We start from the raw sequence: 17,825 nt of genomic DNA on the forward strand, positions 1-17,825 counted from the left end.
ATGCGGAATCGTGAGCGAATTGCGACCGGCCCGCGCACTGGCTGGGCCGACAGGGTGTTTTCGGGCCGAACGGCCTCTGTCGGATACCCTGAACGCCGATGACCTCCGCTGATTCCCGGGGCGCTGTGACCCAGTCCTCCGGCCCATATGACCTCATCGTCGTCGGCTCCGGATTCTTCGGCCTGACGATTGCCGAGCGCGCGGCAACCCAACTCGACAAGCGGGTGCTGGTCGTCGAGCGCCGGCACCACCTCGGCGGCAACGCCTACTCCGAAGCCGAGCCGGAAACCGGCATCGAGGTGCACAAGTACGGTGCCCACCTGTTCCACAACTCCAATCAGCGGGTGTGGGACTACGTGCGGCAGTTCACCGACTTCACCGGCTACCAGCATCGCGTCTTTGCCATGTATGACGGCCAGGCCTACCAGTTCCCGATGGGGCTGGGTCTGGTGTCGCAGTTCTTCGGGCGCTATTTCAGCCCGGAGCAGGCCCGCGCCCTGATCGCCGAGCAGTCCGCCGAGATCAACACCGACGATGCGCAGAACCTCGAAGAGAAGGCCATCTCGCTCATCGGCCGGCCGCTCTACGAGGCCTTCGTCAAGGGCTACACCGCCAAGCAGTGGCAGACCGATCCGAAGGACCTGCCCGCGTCGATCATCAGCCGCCTGCCGGTGCGCTACAACTTCGACAACCGCTACTTCAACGACACCTACGAGGGTCTGCCGGTCGACGGCTACACCGCCTGGCTGCAGAACATGGCCGCCGACGAGCGCATCGACGTGGTGCTGAACACCGACTGGTTCGACGTGCGGGACTCGCTGCGCGCCGAGAGCCCGGACGCCCCGGTGCTGTACACCGGTCCGCTCGACCGTTACTTCGACTACTCCGAGGGCCGGCTGGGCTGGCGCACCTTGGACTTCGAGATGGAAGTCCTGCCCATCGGTGACTTCCAGGGCACTCCGGTGATGAACTACAACGACCCCGACGTGCCGTTCACCCGGATCCACGAGTTCCGGCACTTCCACCCCGAGCGGGAGTATCCGACCGACAAGACCGTCATCATGCGGGAGTTCTCGCGCTTCGCGGGCGACGACGACGAGCCGTACTACCCGATCAACACCGATTCGGATCGCGCGATCCTGGCCGCCTACCGCGCCCGGGCCAAGGCCGAGACCGATGAGAACCGCGTGCTGTTCGGCGGCCGCCTCGGCACCTACCAGTACCTCGACATGCACATGGCCATCGCCAGTGCGCTGAACATGTACGACAACGTCCTGATGCCGCACCTGCGTGACGGCGCGGCCCTCGGCGACGCCGTTGCAGAAAGTAGCTGAAAAACCATGAGCGACATTCCGTCCGGCGCGCTGGCGTCGGGACAGTCCCGCGCCGTGAGCCTGCTGTCTCGGGTCATCCTGCCCCGGCCGGGTGAGCCCCTCGACGTCCGCAAGCTGTACATCGAGGAGTCGTCCACCAACGCCCGGCGTGCGCACGCCCCGACCCGCACCACGCTGGAAATCGGTGGGGAGTCCGAGGTTTCGTTCGCCACCTACTTCAACGCGTTCCCGGCCAGCTACTGGCGCCGCTGGTCGATCCTGACCTCGGTGGTGCTGCGGGTCGAGCTGACCGGCAGCGCCCGTGTCGACGTCTACCGGTCGAAGGCGACCGGTGCGCGAATCACCGTGGGCGGCAGTGAAATTGCCAGTGGTGACGACGGCCTCCCGGCAGTGGTCGAGTTCGAGATCGGCTTGGAGCCGTTCGAAGACGGCGGCTGGATCTGGTTCGACATCACCACCGACAGCGCGGTGACGGTGCACAACGCCGGGTGGTACGCACCGGTGGCAGCGCCTGGCCGGGCGAACATCACGATCGGCATCCCGACCTTCAACCGCCCGGCGGACGCCGTCAACGCGCTCGCGGCGCTGACCTCGGATCCGTTGGTGGACCAGGTGATCGGTGCGGTCATCGTGTCCGATCAGGGCGCCAACAAGGTCAAGGACCACCCCGACTTCGCGGCCGCGGCAGCCCCGCTGGCCGACCGGTTGTCGATCCACAACCAGCCGAACCTCGGTGGCTCCGGCGGCTACAGCCGGGTGATGTACGAGGCGCTGAAACACACTGACTGCGAACAGATTCTGTTCATGGACGACGACATCCGCGTCGAGCCCGACTCGATCTTGCGGGCGCTGGCATTCAACCGGTTCGCCAAGACGCCGACCCTGGTCGGCGGCCAGATGCTCAACCTGCAGGAGCCCTCGCACCTGCACGTCATGGGTGAGATGGTCGATGCGGCGAACTTCATGTGGAGCGGCGCGGTCAATACAGAGTACGACCACAACTTCGCGAAGTACCCCCTCGCCGACGAGGAGGAGTACCGCAGCAAGATCCTGCACCGCCGCATCGACGTCGACTTCAACGGCTGGTGGATGTGCATGATCCCGCGCGCGGTGGCCGAGGAACTGGGGCAGCCGGTGCCGCTGTTCATCAAATGGGACGACGTCGAGTATGGACTGCGCGCCGGTGAACACGGCTACCCGACGGTGACCCTCCCCGGCGCGGCGATCTGGCACATGGCGTGGAGCGACAAGGACGACGCCATCGACTGGCAGGCGTACTTCCACCTGCGCAACCGCCTCGTGGTGGCGGCGCTGCACTGGGACGGCAACATCCGCGGCCTGGTTGCGAGCCACTTCAAGGCGACTGTCAAACACCTTCTGTGCCTTGAGTATTCGACGGTGGCGATCCAGAACCGGGCCATGGACGACTTCCTCGCCGGGCCGGACAACCTGTTCACCATCCTCGAGTCCGCGCTGCCCGCGGTGCGTGCCATGCGCACCGAGTACCCGGACGCGGTGGTGCTGGAAAGCGCGACCACGCTGCCCGCTCCGTCGGACAAGAAGTGGCGCCGGAAGGTCAAGATTCCCACCAGCTTGCCCGCCATCGCCGTACGGCTGACCCGCGGTGTGGTGAACCAGCTCAAGCCGCACGATCCGGAACACCATGTGCGGCCGCAGATCAACGTGGCGACGCAGGATGCGCGCTGGTTCTCGCTGTGCATGGTCGACGGTGTCACCGTCACCACCGCCGACGGCCGCGGCGTGGTCTACCGGCAGCGCGACCGCGAGAAGATGTTCGAGTTGCTGCGTGAGTCGCTCAAGCGCCAGGTGCTGTTGGCCCGCAAGTTCAACCGCATGCGTCGGGTGTACCGCAACGCACTGCCGGAGCTGACGAGCAAGGAGCGGTGGGAGTCCGTGCTGCTGGCCTCCCAAACCGAATCGGCCGGTGCCAGATGAGCTTCGAAGGTATCGAGGGCGATGCCGCCCCTGGTGCTCCGCACGGTGAGGACGCCATCCTGGTCGGCGTGCAGTCCGCGCTGACCGGACGTCCCGGGGTCCTCGCCGGCGCCCGCGTGCTGTCGTACTTCGGTGAGCACAGCCTCGGCTGGTTCGCCGTTTGCGGTCTGGGTGCGGTGCTGCAGCCGCAGCGTCGCCGGGCCTGGGTGACGGCCGGTGTCGGCACCTTCCTGGCCCATGCGGCGGCCGTGCTGATCAAGCGTGTGGTCAAGCGGGAGCGCCCGCAGCACCCGGCCATCGCCGTCAACGTCGGCACCCCGAGCCGGCTGAGCTTCCCGTCGGCGCATGCGACGTCGACCGCTGCGGCCGCGATCCTCATCGGCCGGGCCACGGGCCTGCCGCTGCCGTGGTTCCTGGTGCCACCGATGGCGTTGTCGCGGCTGGTTCTGGGCGTGCACTATCCCACTGACGTGCTGACCGGTGTCGTGGTGGGAACCGCGGTCGCCGAATCAGTCGGCGCGATTTCCGAGCGAACCGCAAAGCGCGAACCAAAGGCTGGGGCATGACCGAAGTGACGCAGGAGCTGGGGCCGCCGAAGAACCTGGCCGCCGGCCTCGTCAAGGCGCTGCGGCCGCGCCAGTGGGTGAAGAACGTCCTGGTGTTGGTCGCACCGCTGGCGGCCCTTGGTGGCGGGGCGCACTACAGCTACGCCGATGTGCTCAAGCACGTCGGCGTCGCGTTCGTGGTGTTCTGCATGGCCGCGTCGTGCATCTACCTGATCAACGATGCCCGCGATGTGGAAGCGGACCGCCTGCACCCGACCAAGCAGTATCGGCCGATCGCGGCCGGCGTGGTCCCGGTGACCATGGCCTATGGACTGGCCGCTGCACTGGGTGTCGGCTCGCTGGCCATCTCGTGGTGGCTCACGCCCAGCCTGGCGATCGTCATGGCCGTCTATATCGCGTCCCAGCTGGCCTACTGCTTCGGCCTGAAACATCAAGCGGTGCTGGACATCTGCATCAACGCCTCCGGATTCCCACTCCGTGGCATCGCCGGTGGTGTCGCCGCCGGGATCCCGCTGTCCAAGTGGTTCCTGCTGGTGTTCGCGTTCGGTTCGCTGTTCATGTCGGCCGGAAAGCGTTACGCAGAACTGCAACTCGCCGAACGCACCGGCGCCAAGATCCGCAAGGCGCTGGAGTCCTACACCAGCAGCTACCTGCGGTTCGTCTGGACGTTGTCGGCGACCGCGGTGGTGCTCTGCTACGGCCTGTGGGCCTTCGAGGGCAACAAGGGCCCGTGGTTCGCGGTGTCGATGGTGCCGTTCACCATCGCGATCCTGCGCTACGCCGTCGACGTCGACAGCGGCGCGGCGGGTGAACCCGAGGAGATCGTGCTGAACGACCGGGTGTTGCAGCTGCTGGGCGTGGCCCTGGTCGCAACACTCGTCGCCGCGATTCTGCCCGGACTGATCCGGTGAGTGACTCGCCCGCCCAGCAATTGCTGCGCGGGCCGGTCTTCCCGTATGGCCGGGCCGCGCGGATCAGCCTGTGGCTGAGCGTCGCGGTGTCTGCCGCCCTGTTCGGTTGGGGCGCCTGGCAGCGCCGGTGGATCGCGGACGACGGCCTGATCGTGCTGCGCACGGTGCGAAACCTGTTGGTCGGCAACGGCCCCGTCTTCAACGCCGGTGAGCGCGTCGAGTCCAACACCTCGACGCTGTGGACCTATCTGGTCACGCTCGGCGCCTGGATCGGCGGCTCGGTGCAACTCGAGTACGTGGCCCTGGCGCTGGCCCTGACGTTGAGTGTGGCGGGCCTGGTCTTCGCGATGCTCGGCACCGGCCGGCTGTACGCCCCCGGGCTGCGGGGCCGTCGTGCACTGCTGGTCCCGGCCGGCGCCCTGGTCTACATGGCGGTGCCGCCGGCGCGGGACTTCGCCACGTCGGGCCTGGAGAACGGCCTGATCATGGCCTACCTCGGACTGCTCTGGTGGATGCTGGTGTGCTGGGGTCAGGGCCCGATTGCTCCTCGCGTCCGCGGTGCGGTGCGCGCGCCCGGTGCCGAAGACCGCGAAGCCGACGCCAACGTCACCAGCGCCCGGTTCGACGGCTCGTTGGCCTGCCTGGCCGGGCTGTCGGTCCTGGTACGCCCCGAGTTGGCGCTGATCGGCGGGGTGGCGCTGGTCATGCAGCTGGTCGCCGCCCGCGGCCGGCGCCGGCGGCTCATCATCGTGGTGGCCGGTGGTCTGCTGCCGATCGGCTACGAGATCTTCCGCATGGGCTATTACGGCCTGCTGGTGCCGATCACCGCCCTGGCCAAGGACGCCACCGGATCCAAGTGGCAGCAGGGATTCGTCTACCTCAGCAACTTCAACGGGCCGTACTTGTTGTGGGTCCCGGCGGTGCTGACCGCGGCACTCGCGATTGTGTTGTTCGTCACTCACAGCCGGCCGTGGTGGGGCCAGGCGGCGCCGCGCGGCTACAGCACCTTGGCGCGTCGGGTCCAAAGTCCTACCGCGGTAGTGATTTTCATGGTGGGCAGTGGTCTGGTGCAGGGGCTGTACTGGATCCGCCAGGGCGGCGACTTCATGCATGGCCGGGTGCTGTTGGTACCGCTGTTCTGCCTGGTCACGCCTGTTGCGGTGATTCCGATCGTGCTTCCTGACGGCAAGAACATCGCCCGCGAGGTCGGCTACGCGCTGGCCGGTACGACGACGGCCCTGTGGCTGGCGGTCGTCGGCTGGTCGCTGTGGGCGGCCAACTCACCGGGCCTCGGATCCGACGCCACGCGGGTGACCTACTCCGGCATCGTCGACGAGCGGCGCTTCTACTCGCAGGCCACCGGCCACGCGCACCCGCTGACGGCCGCGGACTATCTGGACTACCCGCGGATGCGGGCGGTGCTCGCGGCCATCGACAACACCCCGGTCGGCGCGCTGCTGCTGCCGTCGGGCAATTACGACCAGTGGGACGTGGTGCCGGCGATGCCGCCCCCGGTGCCGGACCCGACCTTTCCGGCGCCGCCCAACTGGTTCGAAAAAGGGCCGCACACAGTCTTTTTCACCAACCTGGGCATGATGGGCATGAACCTGCCGCTCGAGGTCCGGGTGATCGACCAGATCGGGCTGGCCAATCCGCTGGCCGCCCACACGGCGCGGCTGGACGATGCGCGCATCGGTCACGACAAAGAGCTGTTCCCGGACTGGGCGGTGGCCGAGGGTCCGTTCCTGCGGAAGCCACCGTGGATTCCGACGTATCTCGACCAGGACTGGGTGGCGCAGGCGGCGGTCGCCCTGACGTGCCCGGAGACCGAGACGATGCTGAGTTCGGTACGCGCTCCGATGGGCGTACATCGGTTCATGTCAAATCTGGTACACGCGTTCACATTTACGCGTTACCGGATTGATCGCGTGCCGTTATACGAGCTGTATCGCTGCAAGCTCGATGTGCCTCCGAGGCTGTCGACCCCTTACACTGGCTTACCGGCTACCGGGCCGTAGTTTGGGCGCATCAGCGCTGACACGGCCTGAAGCGTAGGTAACGCCGGGGAACCATGCGGCGATAACCACTCGGGCGACTGCGCCCGGCCTGATCGTCACCTCAACGGCAGAGGCGGTGGTGAGGGTTGTCCGTACGCCGTCATTGGAAATATTAGGGAGCGGTATGAGTTTCGTTGGAAAGATGCGGTCCATGGCCAAGGCCATGCCGCGCCGGATGGCGGTCGCGGCCGTTGCCGCGGCAGCGCTGCCCGGTCTCGTCGGTGTTGTCGGTGAAACGGCGACGGCAGGGGCTTTCTCGCGTCCCGGTCTGCCGGTTGAGTACCTGCAGGTTCCGTCTGCGGCCATGGGTCGCGACATCAAGATCCAGTTCCAGAGCGGTGGCGCCAACTCGCCCGCCGTCTACATGCTCGACGGTCTGCGTGCGCAGGACGACTACAACGGCTGGGACATCAACACCGCCGCGTTCGAGTGGTACAACGGCTCGGGCCTGTCGATGGTCATGCCGGTCGGCGGCCAGTCCAGCTTCTACAGCGACTGGTACAAGCCGGCTTGCGGTAAGGCTGGTTGCTCCACCTACAAGTGGGAGACCTTCCTGACCCAGGAGCTGCCCGCTTACCTGCAGGCCAACAAGTCGGTCAAGCCGACCGGTGGCGCTGCGATCGGTCTGTCGATGGCCGGTTCGGCCGCGATGACCCTCGCGATCTACCACCCGCAGCAGTTCATCTACGCGGGCTCGATGTCGGGCTTCCTGAACCTGTCCGAGGGCTGGTGGCCGTTCCTGGTCAACATCTCGATGGGTGACGCCGGTGGCTACAAGGCCGACGACATGTGGGGCTCGACGGGCTCCCCGGACAACGCCTGGAAGCGCAACGACCCGTTCGTGAACATCGCGACGCTGGTTGCCAACAACACCCGTCTGTGGGTCTACTGCGGCGATGGCAACCCGAGCGACCTCGGCGGCAACAACGTGCCGGCCAAGTTCCTCGAGGGCCTGACCATCCGCACCAACCGGACCTTCCAGGAGACCTACCTGGCTGCCGGTGGCACCAACGGTGTGTTCAACTTCCCCAACAGCGGTACCCACGACTGGGGCTACTGGGGCCAGCAGCTGCAGGCCATGAAGCCTGACCTGCAGCGTGTGCTGGGTGCTTCGGGACAGGCGTAAGCCCTGAACCTGAGGTAAATCCTCCGGCAACAACTCGCACTGGCGGCGGCGACCTTCACGGGTCGTCGCCGCCAGTCGTTTGTGTCGAGGTAGACGCACATCACCCCAGCCGCTGGCAACGTTCCCTCCCATTGTTCGGTCACCATCTGTCGAGGTGATGTGGTTCACTACAACGCGGGTTCAGACGCTCGGACGACACACGACAGGTGAGGTTGGTTATGGGGCTGCAGGCAATGCGGGGGATGTTCCGGACGATGGCCGCCACCGCGGCTGCTGTGGTGCTCGCCGGCGGCATGCTGACGGGCGCCGGGACCGCCCACGCTGCGGGTGTGGAGACATTGATGGTGCCCTCTGCCGCGATGGGCCGGGATATCCCCGTGTCGTTCCAGGCCGGCGGTCCGCACGCGGTCTTTCTCCTCGATGCCTTCAATGCCGGCCCGGATGTCAGCAACTGGGTCACCGCCGGCAATGCCATGGGCACGCTGGCCGGTAAGGGCATCTCTGTCGTGGCCCCGGCCGGTGGCGCGTTCAGCTTCTACACCAACTGGGAGCAGGACGGCTCCAAGCAGTGGGAGACCTTCCTGAGCCAGGAGCTCCCGGACTATCTGGCCGCCACCAAGGGTCTGGCCCCGAACGGCCACGGTGTGGTCGGTGCGGCCCAGGGCGGCACCGCCGCTTTGTCGCTGGCCGAGTTCCACCCGGACCGGTTCCGCTTCGCCGGCTCGCTCTCGGGCTTCCTGACCCCGTCGTCGACGACGTTCAACGGCGCGATCACCGCCGGGATGCGGGAGTTCGGTGGCGTGGACACCTACGGCATGTGGGGAGCCCCGCAGCTGGGCCGCTGGAAGTGGCACGACCCCGATGTGCACGTCAGCCTGCTGAACCAGAACAACACCCGGATCTGGGTGTTCAGCCCGTCGACGGTGACCTGCAGTGACCCGGCGGCCATGATCGGCTACTGCGACCAGGCGCAGGGCAGCAACCGGGCGTTCTACGCGCATTACCGCAGCGTCGGCGGCCACAACGGGCACTTCGACTTCCCGGACGGCCCCCAGCACGACTGGGGCAGCTGGAGCGGTCAGCTCGGCGCCATGTCAGGCGAATTGGTGAGCGTCATCCGCTAGCTCTCACCGGAGTGATCTTGCCGACGGAACCCGTCGGCGTGACCTCGACGTGACGAGCGCTGAGTACATTCGGATCGCAACCGGATCGACTCTGCAAGCGGGAGAACCTCACACCACATGGCCACCAACAATCGGCGTCGCCGCCACCGCATCCTTGCCATCGCCGCGGCGGGCGCTGTAGCACTGCTGGTCATCGTGGTCGCCTTCGCGATCGTGGTGTGGCTGCGTCAGCCGGGCGAGATTCCCGGACCGACTCCGCCGTCGGCGCAGCCGCCCACCTCAGGGCCCACCACGAAGCCGTCCAAGCCGCGGCCGGCCTACCAGTCGGCCGACTGCCCCGATGTGCAGCTGATCTCGATCCCGGGTACCTGGGAGTCGTCGCGGGTGCTCGACCCGCTGAACCCGACGCCGTCGTTCCCGATCGCGCTGCTGCTGAATGTGAGCAACCCGCTCGGCCAGGATTTCGGTGCCGACCGGCTGGCCCAGTACACGGTGCCCTACACCGCGCAGTTCCATAACCCGCTGGCCGCGGACAACCAGATGTCGTACAACGACAGCCGCGAAGAGGGCAAGAAGAAGGCCGTCGAAGCGATTACCGACATCAACAACAGGTGCCCACTGACCAGCTTCGTGATCATCGGCTTCTCGCAGGGCGCGGTCATCGCCGGCGACATCGCCAGTGACATCGGTAACGGGCGCGGTCCCATCGACCAGGACCTGGTGCTCGGCGTGACGCTGATCGCCGACGGCCGGCGCCAGCCCAACGTCGGCAAGGACGTCGGCCCGAACCCGCCGGGGCAGGGCGCCGAGATCACGCTGCACGAACTGCCGCTCGGGATGCTCGGCCTGAACATGACGGGACCGCGCGTAGGTGGCTTCGGCGAGCTCAACGACCGGGTCAACGAGATCTGCGGAAAGGGCGACCTGATCTGCGCCGCGCCGACCGAGGCGTTCAACGTCGTCAACCTGCCCAGCACGCTCGCCACCCTGTCCGGCAGCGCCGCGGGACCGGTGCACGCGCTGTACAACACCCCGCAGTTCTGGACCCTCGACGGTCAGACCTCGACACAGTGGACGCTGGACTGGGCCAAGCAGTTGGTGGACAACGCGCCGCATCCCAAACACGGCTGACATCACAGGTTGGCTACTGGCGAGTACAAAATCGGTGGGGTGATTTGGCCTGCGAATACGCGTCACCTAACATTAAGAGATAGCTAAGAGCACGGCCTTATCATTGACCGGTGCATCTTGGGGTGGCATATCGCTACTGCCCGGTACCATTTGCCGGGATTTGGCGTGACTGGCCGCACACGACGTAGCCAGCGCGGCAGGCTGTGACAGGAGATTTTGATGGCGTTCCACAACCCGTTCATCAAGAACGGGAAGATCAGCTTCCCGGACAACGCGAGCATCGTCGGACACGTCGAGCGCTGGGCGAAGGTCCGTGGTGGCCGACTGGCGTTCCGGTTCCTGGACTACTCCACCGAGCGCGACGGCGTCGCCCGCGATCTGAACTGGGCCCAGTTCAGCGCCCGCAACAAGGCCGTGGCCGCACGCCTGCAGCAGGTCACCGAGGTCGGCGACCGTGTCGCGATCCTGTGCCCGCAGAACCTGGACTACCTCGTCGCGATGTACGGCGCCATGTACGCCGGCCGCATCGCCGTGCCGCTGTTCGACCCGTCCGAGCCGGGCCACGTCGGCCGCCTGCATGCCGTCCTGGACGACTGCAAGCCGTCAGCCATCCTGACCACCACCGCCGCCGCCGAAGGCGTGCGCAAGTTCTTCCGCAGCCGCCCGGCCAACGAGCGTCCGCGCGTCATCGCGGTCGACGCGGTGCCCGAAGAGGTCGCCGCCACCTGGATCCCGTTCGACGACATCGACGAGAACACCGTCGCCTACCTGCAGTACACCTCGGGCTCGACCCGCATCCCGACCGGTGTGCAGATCACCCACATGAACCTGGCCACCAACGTGGTCCAGGTCGTCGACTCGCTGGAGGGTGAAGAAGGCGACCGCGGCCTGTCCTGGCTGCCGTTCTTCCACGACATGGGTCTGATCACCGCGCTGATCGCGCCGATGATCGGCCACAGCTTCACCTTCATGACGCCCGCGGCCTTCGTGCGCCGGCCGGAGCGCTGGATTCGCGAGATGGCCCGCAAGGACACCGACACCGGCGGCGTCATCTCGGTGGCCCCGAACTTCGCCTTCGATCACGCCGCGGCCCGCGGTGTGCCGAAGGAAGGCCCCGGCTCCATCGATTTGTCCAACGTCAAGGCCGTGCTGAACGGCAGCGAGCCGATCTCGGCCGCGACCGTGCGCCGGTTCAACGAGGCCTTCGGCCCGTTCGGCTTCCCGTCCAAGGCCATCAAGCCGTCGTACGGCCTGGCCGAGGCCACGCTGATGGTGTCGACGACCCCGTCCGCCGCGGAGCCGACCATCGTGTCGGTGGACCGCGACTGCCTCAACACCGGCACCTTCGTGGTGGTCCCGGACGACTCGCCGAAGGCGGTCGCCCAGGCGGGCGCCGGCAAGATCGGCGTGGACGAGTGGGCCGTCATCGTGGACGCCGAGACCGCCACCGAGCTGGCCGACGGCCAGATCGGTGAGATCTGGATCAGCGGCGCCAACATGGGCACCGGCTACTGGGGCAAGCCCGAAGAGACCATCGAGACCTTCCAGAACACCCTCAAGTCGCGCACCAGCCCGTCGCACGCCGAGGGTGCGGAAGACAGCGCCACCTGGGTGCGGACCGGCGACTACGGCGCCTACCACGACGGCGAGCTGTACATCACCGGCCGTGTCAAGGACCTGGTCATCGTCGACGGCCGTAACCACTACCCGCAGGACCTCGAGTACTCGGCGCAGGAGGCCAGCAAGGCACTGCGCGTCGGCTACGTGGCGGCGTTCTCGGTGCCGGCCAACCAGCTGCCCGACGAGGTCTTCGCCGACGCGCACGCCGGCCTCAAGCGCGACAAAGACGACACCTCCGAACAGCTGGTCATCGTCGGCGAGCGTGCCGCCGGTGCCCACAAGTTGGAGATCCAGCCGATCATCGACGACATCCGCGCGGCCATCGCGGTGCGTCACGGCGTCACCGTGCGCGACGTGGTGCTGACCGCGGCCGGCGCCATCCCGCGTACCTCCAGCGGCAAGATCGGCCGCCGCGCCACCCGTTCGGCTTACCTGGACGGCACGCTGCGCAGCGGCAAGGTGGCCAACGCGTTCCCCGACGATCTGAACTGAACTCCTCTATCCCGGGCCCGAACCATCCCGTCCGGCGGCGAAAGTGAACAGTGAAAATGACTGACACCGAAGACAATTCGAACGAACTCGACACTTCGCCGCAGGAGGGTGACAGCGCGCCTGTGTCGCGCGCCAACGGCATGTCCGTGCCGGAGGTGCGTGACTGGCTGCGCAACGCGGTCGCGAAGGCCACCGGTCAGTCGCCGGACTCGATCGACGAGAGCACACCGCTGGTGGAACTCGGCCTCTCCTCGCGCGACGGGGTGGCCATGGCCAGTGATCTCGAGGACCTCACCGGGGTCACGTTGAATGCCACGGTGCTGTTCCGGCACCCGACCATCGAGACGCTGGCGCAGGTGATCGTCGAGGGCGAGCCGGAGGTGGACACCGCCGCCGCGAACGCCGAGGACTGGTCCCGCGACGCTGACGACGACGCGATGAACATCGCGGTAGTCGGTCTGGCCACCCGCTTCCCGGGTGACATGAACACCCCCGACGAGATGTGGCAGGCGCTGCTGGAAGGCCGCGACGCCATCACCGATCTGCCCGAGGGCCGCTGGGAAGAGTTCCTGGCCGAGCCGCGGATCGCCGAACGCGTGGCCCAGGCCCGCACCCGCGGTGGGTACCTGTCGGACATCAAGGGCTTCGACGCCGAGTTCTTCGCGCTGGCCAAGATGGAAGCCGACAACATCGATCCGCAGCAGCGGATGGCGCTCGAATTGACCTGGGAAGCACTGGAATTCGCCCGCATCCCGGCGTCGGCGCTGCGCGGTGAGGCGGTCGGCGTCTTCGTCGGCAGCTCGACCAACGACTACAGCTTCCTGTCGGTCTCCGATCCGTCGATCACGCACCCGTACGCCATCACCGGCACCGCGAGCTCCATCATCGCCAACCGGGTTTCGTACTTCTTCGACTTCCGCGGGCCGTCGATGACCATCGACACCGCGTGTTCCTCGTCGCTCGTCGCGATGCACGAGGGTGTGAAGGCGCTGCGCTCCGGCGAGGCCGACGTCGTCGTGGCCGGTGGCGTCAACGCCCTGGTGACCCCGATGGTGACGGTCGGCTTCGACATGGTCGGCGGCGTCCTGGCGCCGGACGGCCGCATCAAGTCGTTCAGCTCGGACGCCGACGGCTACGCCCGTTCCGAGGGCGGCGGCATGGTCGTGCTCAAGCGCGTCGCCGACGCCCGCCGCGACGGTGACGAGATCCTCGCCATCATCGCCGGTTCGGCCATCAACCACGATGGCCGCTCCAACGGCATGCTGGCCCCCAACCCTGACGCTCAGGAAGCGGTGCTGCGCAAGGCCTACAAGGACGCCGGCATCGACCCCAAGACCGTCGACTACATCGAGGCGCACGGCACCGGCACCATCCTGGGTGACCCGATCGAGGCCGACGCGCTCGGCCGCGTCGTGGGTCGTGGCCGCGCCGACGACAAGCCCGCGCTGCTGGGTGCCGTGAAATCCAATGTGGGACACCTGGAGTCGGCCGCGGGTGCGGCGAGCGTCGCGAAGATGACGCTGGCGCTGTACCACGACAAGCTGCCCGCCTCGATCAACTACGCGGGCCCCAACCCGTACATCGACTTCGACAAGGAACACCTCAAGGTCAACGCCGAGCTGTCGGACTGGCCGCGATACAGCGGTCACGCCGTCGCCGGGGTGTCCGGTTTCGGTTTCGGTGGCGCCAACGCACACCTGGTCATGCGCCAGGTGCTGCCCAGCGACCTCGTCGAGCCGGAGCCCAAAGAGGTTGTGATTGAAGAGAAGTCGTCGGATGACGCCAATGCCGTGTACGTCGGCGGCGTCAAGATGGACGAGTACGGCGAGTTCATCGACGATGAAGACGACAAGCGTGGCGACGCGGATTTCTACGGCTACGAGACCGACGACGAGCCCGAGCTTCCCGGTCTGACAGAGCGGGCGCTGGAGCTCATCGAGGCGGCACGCACCGAACTCGAGGCGGCCGAGCCCGTCAAGCGCATTGTGCCGCTGGCGGTTTCGGGCTTCCTGACCTCGCGCAAGAAGTCCGCCGCTGCTGAGCTGGCGGACTGGATCGACAGCGAGGCGGGCCGGTCCCATTCGCTGGAGTCCATCGGTCGCTCGCTGTCGCGGCGGAACCACGGCCGTTCGCGCGCAGTGATCCTGGCGCACGACCACGACGAAGCGGTCAAGGGTCTGCGCGCCCTGGCCGAGGGCAAGCAGAACCCGCTGGTGCTGGCCGCCGACGGCCCCGTCACCAACGGCCCGGTGTGGGTGCTGGCCGGATTCGGTGCGCAGCACCGCAAGATGGGCAAGAGCCTGTACCTGAACGATCCGATCTTCGCGGAGTGGATCAACAAGGTCGACGCCCACATCCAGGACGAGCGCGGCTACTCGGTCGTCGAGTTGATCCTCGATGACGCCATCGACTACACCAACGAGACCTGCGAATACCCCATCGAGGTCGTCCAGACGGTGATCTTCGCCCTGCAGATCGCGCTCGGTGAGCTGCTCAAGGCGCACGGTGCGAAACCCGGTGCGGTGGTTGGCCAGTCGCTCGGTGAAGCGGCCGCGGCGTACTTCTCAGGTGGCCTCTCGCTGGCCGACGCCACCCGCACGATCTGCTCGCGCGCCCACCTCATGGGTGAGGGCGAGGCCATGCTGTTCGGCGAGTACATCCGCCTGATGGCACTGGTCGAGTACTCGGCCGAGGAGATCAAGACAGTCTTCGCCGACTTCCCGGGCCTCGAGGTGTGCGTCTACGCCGCCCCGACCCAGACCGTCATCGGCGGCCCGCCGGAGCAGGTCGACGCGATCATCGCCCGTGCCGAAGCCGAGGGCAAGTTCGCCCGCAAGATGCAGACCAAGGGCGCCAGCCACACGCAGCAGATGGACCCGCTGCTCGGCGAACTGTTGGCGGAAATCCAGGGCATCGAGCCGCAGCCACTGGCCACCGGCTACTACTCGACGGTCCACGAGGGCAGCTTCCTGCGCGCCGGCAGCGACCCGATCCACGATGTCGAGTACTGGAAGAAGGGGCTGCGGCACAGCGTCTACTTCACCCATGGTATCCGCAACGCCGTCGACAACGGGCACACCACCTTCCTGGAGCTGGCCCCGAATCCGGTGGCGCTCATGCAGGTTGGCCTCACCACCATGTCGGCCGGTCTGCACGACGGTCAGCTGATCCCGACCCTCGCCCGCAAGCAGGACGAGGTCGACTCCATGACCAACGCCATGGCTCAGCTGTTCGTGCATGGCCATGACCTGGACTTCCGGACGCTGTTCTCGCCCGCCGAGGATCCGGCGACCGACTACGCGCCGATCCCGCCGACGCGCTTCAAGCGCAAGCCGCACTGGCTGGACGCACACTTCACCGCCGACAGCTCGGCCATCGCGCCGGGTAGCCATGTCGCCACCCCGGACGGCAAGCACGTGTGGGAGTACGGCCCGCGCGGCGAGGTCGACGCTGCCGCGCTGTCTGCGTTGGTGAAAGCCGCTGCGGCACAGGTGCTTCCGGACGCCCGGTTGACCGCCTTCGAGCAGCGCGCCATTCCGGGTGAGGGTGCCCGCCTGGTCACCACGCTGACCCGCCACCCCGGCGGCGGCACGGTGCAGGTGCACGCCCGCATGGGCGAGTCCTTCACCCTCGTCTACGACGCGGTCGTCAGCCGCGGCGGTGACGGCGCGGCTCTGCCGGTCGCTCTCGGTGGTACGGCGCTGCCTGCGGCCGTCGGCGCTTCGGTGGCCGAAACCGCTGTTGCCGCACCGGAACCCGTCGAAGATGACGCCGCCATCCTGCAGGACGATCTGACTGCAGGCGCAGGCCTGGCTGCCGGTTTCAAGAAGTGGTCGCCGGATTCCGGCGAGACCATCGCCGACCGGCTGGGTGCCATCGTCGGTGGCGCAATGGGCTACGAGCCCGAGGACCTGCCGTGGGAGGTGCCGCTGATCGAGCTGGGTCTGGACTCGCTGATGGCGGTCCGGATCAAGAACCGCGTCGAGTACGACTTCGACCTGCCGCCGATCCAGTTGACTGCGGTCCGCGACGCCAACCTGTATGCGGTGCAGAAGCTGATCGAGTACGCGATCGAACACCGCGACGAGGTTGACCAGCTCGCCGAGGCGCAGAAGGGGCAGAGCTCCGAGGAGATCGCCGCCGCGCAGGCCGAAATGCTGGGTGGCGCTACGACCGTCGCCGAGCTGGAGGCCAAGCTGGCCGAGGCCGGGCACCCCCTCGCCGCCAAGGACGAGGCGAAGCCGGCAGTCGAGATCGCCACGGATGCCGCTGCCGCGCTGGAGATTCCGGCACCGCCCACGAACCCCTCCGGCCCGGCAGTCCCGCCGCCGCCGACCAACCCGTCGGGACCCGCCGGAACGAGCCAGGCGACCGCGGCCGCGGCTGCGGCCAAGGTGCTCACGCAGGAGGCGGTCACCGAGGCGCTGGGCGCAGACGTACCACCGCGCGACGCGGCTGAGCGGGTCACCTTCGCGACGTGGGCGATCGTTACCGGCAAGTCGCCCGGCGGCATCTTCAACGAACTGCCCGCCGTCGACGATGCGATCGCCACCAAGCTGTCCGAGCGGCTCTCCGAGCGCGCCGAGGGCATCGTGACGGTCGAGCAGGTGCGCTCGGCCAAGACCATCGAGCAGCTGTCCACGATCGTGCGTGATCAGCTGGAGGACGGCGTGGTCGACGGGTTCGTCCGTACGCTGCGGCCGGTGAAGGAGGGTGGCCCTGCGGTGCCACTGTTCGTCTTCCACCCTGCCGGTGGATCGACGGTGGTCTACGAGCCGCTGTTGAAGCGCCTGCCGGAGGACATCCCGGTCTACGGCGTCGAGCGCGTCGAGGGTTCTATCGAGGAGCGCGCTGCCGAGTACGTGCCCAAGCTGCTGGCGATGCACAAGGGCCCGTTCATCCTGGCCGGCTGGTCGCTGGGTGGGGCGCTGGCCTACGCGTGCGCGATCGGCCTCAAGCAGGCAGGCGCCGACGTCCGGTACGTCGGGCTGATCGACTGTGTCCGGCCCGGTGTGCCGATCGATAAGACCCAGGCCGGCATGCGGGCACGCTGGGATCGGTACGCCCGCTTCGCCGAGCGCACCTTCAACGTCGAGGTTCCAGAGATTCCGTACGAGGAACTGGAGAAGCTCGACGACGAGGGCCAGGTGAAGTTCGTGCTGGACATCGTCGCGCAGAGCGGAGTGCAGATTCCTGGCGGAATCATCGAGCACCAGCGCACGTCGTATCTCGACAACCGCGCGCTGGACACCATCGACATCCAGCCGTACGACGGCCATGTCGTGCTCTACATGGCGGACCGCTACCACGACGACGCGATCGTGTTCGAACCCGCGTACGCCACCCGCCAGCCTGACGGCGGTTGGGGGGAGTTCGCCTCCGGTTTGGAGGTCGTGAATATCGGCGGCGAGCACATCCAGGCGATCGACGAGCCGTACATTGCCAAGGTGGGGGCGCACATGAGCCAAGCCATCAACGAGATCCAGGCCGGGAAGTAGTAGGAGAACC

General features: G+C 67.2%; 10 protein-coding genes. All 10 read left to right on the top strand.

The genetic code is table 11. The annotated features are described in order from the left end of the window. Positions 1–98: 98 nt before the first annotated feature. The 10 genes from glf (at position 99) to pks13 (ending at position 17,815) form a co-directional block, all read left to right on the top strand. Positions 99–1,334, top strand: coding sequence for a UDP-galactopyranose mutase (gene glf, locus ACNO8X_RS04605; protein ID WP_043985801.1), 1,236 nt, complete (start codon positions 99–101; stop codon positions 1,332–1,334). Between the two features lie 6 nt (positions 1,335–1,340). After that, positions 1,341–3,290, top strand: a complete 1,950-nt coding sequence (locus tag ACNO8X_RS04610) for a glycosyltransferase (RefSeq protein WP_418004347.1) — start codon at positions 1,341–1,343, stop codon at positions 3,288–3,290. Then, the gene (locus tag ACNO8X_RS04615; RefSeq protein ID WP_418004348.1) at positions 3,287–3,856 is read left to right on the top strand and encodes a phosphatase PAP2 family protein; all 570 of its coding nucleotides are present in this window, start codon (positions 3,287–3,289) and stop codon (positions 3,854–3,856) included. The genes ACNO8X_RS04610 and ACNO8X_RS04615 overlap by 4 nt, the downstream gene beginning before the upstream one ends. Further along, positions 3,853–4,767, top strand: coding sequence for a decaprenyl-phosphate phosphoribosyltransferase (locus tag ACNO8X_RS04620; RefSeq protein WP_043985798.1), 915 nt, complete (start codon positions 3,853–3,855; stop codon positions 4,765–4,767). The genes ACNO8X_RS04615 and ACNO8X_RS04620 overlap by 4 nt, the downstream gene beginning before the upstream one ends. Further along, positions 4,764–6,785: a flagellar motor control protein ZomB gene (gene zomB / locus ACNO8X_RS04625; RefSeq protein ID WP_418004349.1), complete on the top strand. Its 2,022-nt coding sequence runs from the start codon at positions 4,764–4,766 to the stop codon at positions 6,783–6,785. The genes ACNO8X_RS04620 and zomB overlap by 4 nt, the downstream gene beginning before the upstream one ends. 163 nt (positions 6,786–6,948) lie before the next feature. Then, entirely contained in the window at positions 6,949–7,950 is a 1,002-nt protein-coding gene (locus ACNO8X_RS04630; protein ID WP_043985797.1) for an esterase family protein, read from the top strand. Between the two features lie 254 nt (positions 7,951–8,204). Then, positions 8,205–9,074, top strand: a complete 870-nt coding sequence (locus ACNO8X_RS04635; protein WP_418005779.1) for an alpha/beta hydrolase-fold protein — start codon at positions 8,205–8,207, stop codon at positions 9,072–9,074. Positions 9,075–9,191: 117 nt separating this feature from the next. Beyond that, positions 9,192–10,205, top strand: coding sequence for a cutinase family protein (locus tag ACNO8X_RS04640; protein WP_418004350.1), 1,014 nt, complete (start codon positions 9,192–9,194; stop codon positions 10,203–10,205). Positions 10,206–10,424: 219 nt separating this feature from the next. Further along, positions 10,425–12,317 (top strand): long-chain-fatty-acid--AMP ligase FadD32, encoded by a 1,893-nt coding sequence (fadD32, locus tag ACNO8X_RS04645; RefSeq protein WP_418004351.1) that lies wholly within the window; start codon positions 10,425–10,427, stop codon positions 12,315–12,317. 56 nt (positions 12,318–12,373) lie between these two features. Then, on the top strand, positions 12,374–17,815 hold the full coding sequence (gene pks13, locus ACNO8X_RS04650; protein WP_418004352.1) for a polyketide synthase Pks13: 5,442 nt from the start codon (positions 12,374–12,376) through the stop codon (positions 17,813–17,815). The last annotated feature ends 10 nt before the right edge of the window (positions 17,816–17,825 follow it).

The organism is Mycobacterium sp. PDNC021, from assembly GCF_048282635.1.
GTDB lineage: Bacteria > Actinomycetota > Actinomycetes > Mycobacteriales > Mycobacteriaceae > Mycobacterium > Mycobacterium llatzerense.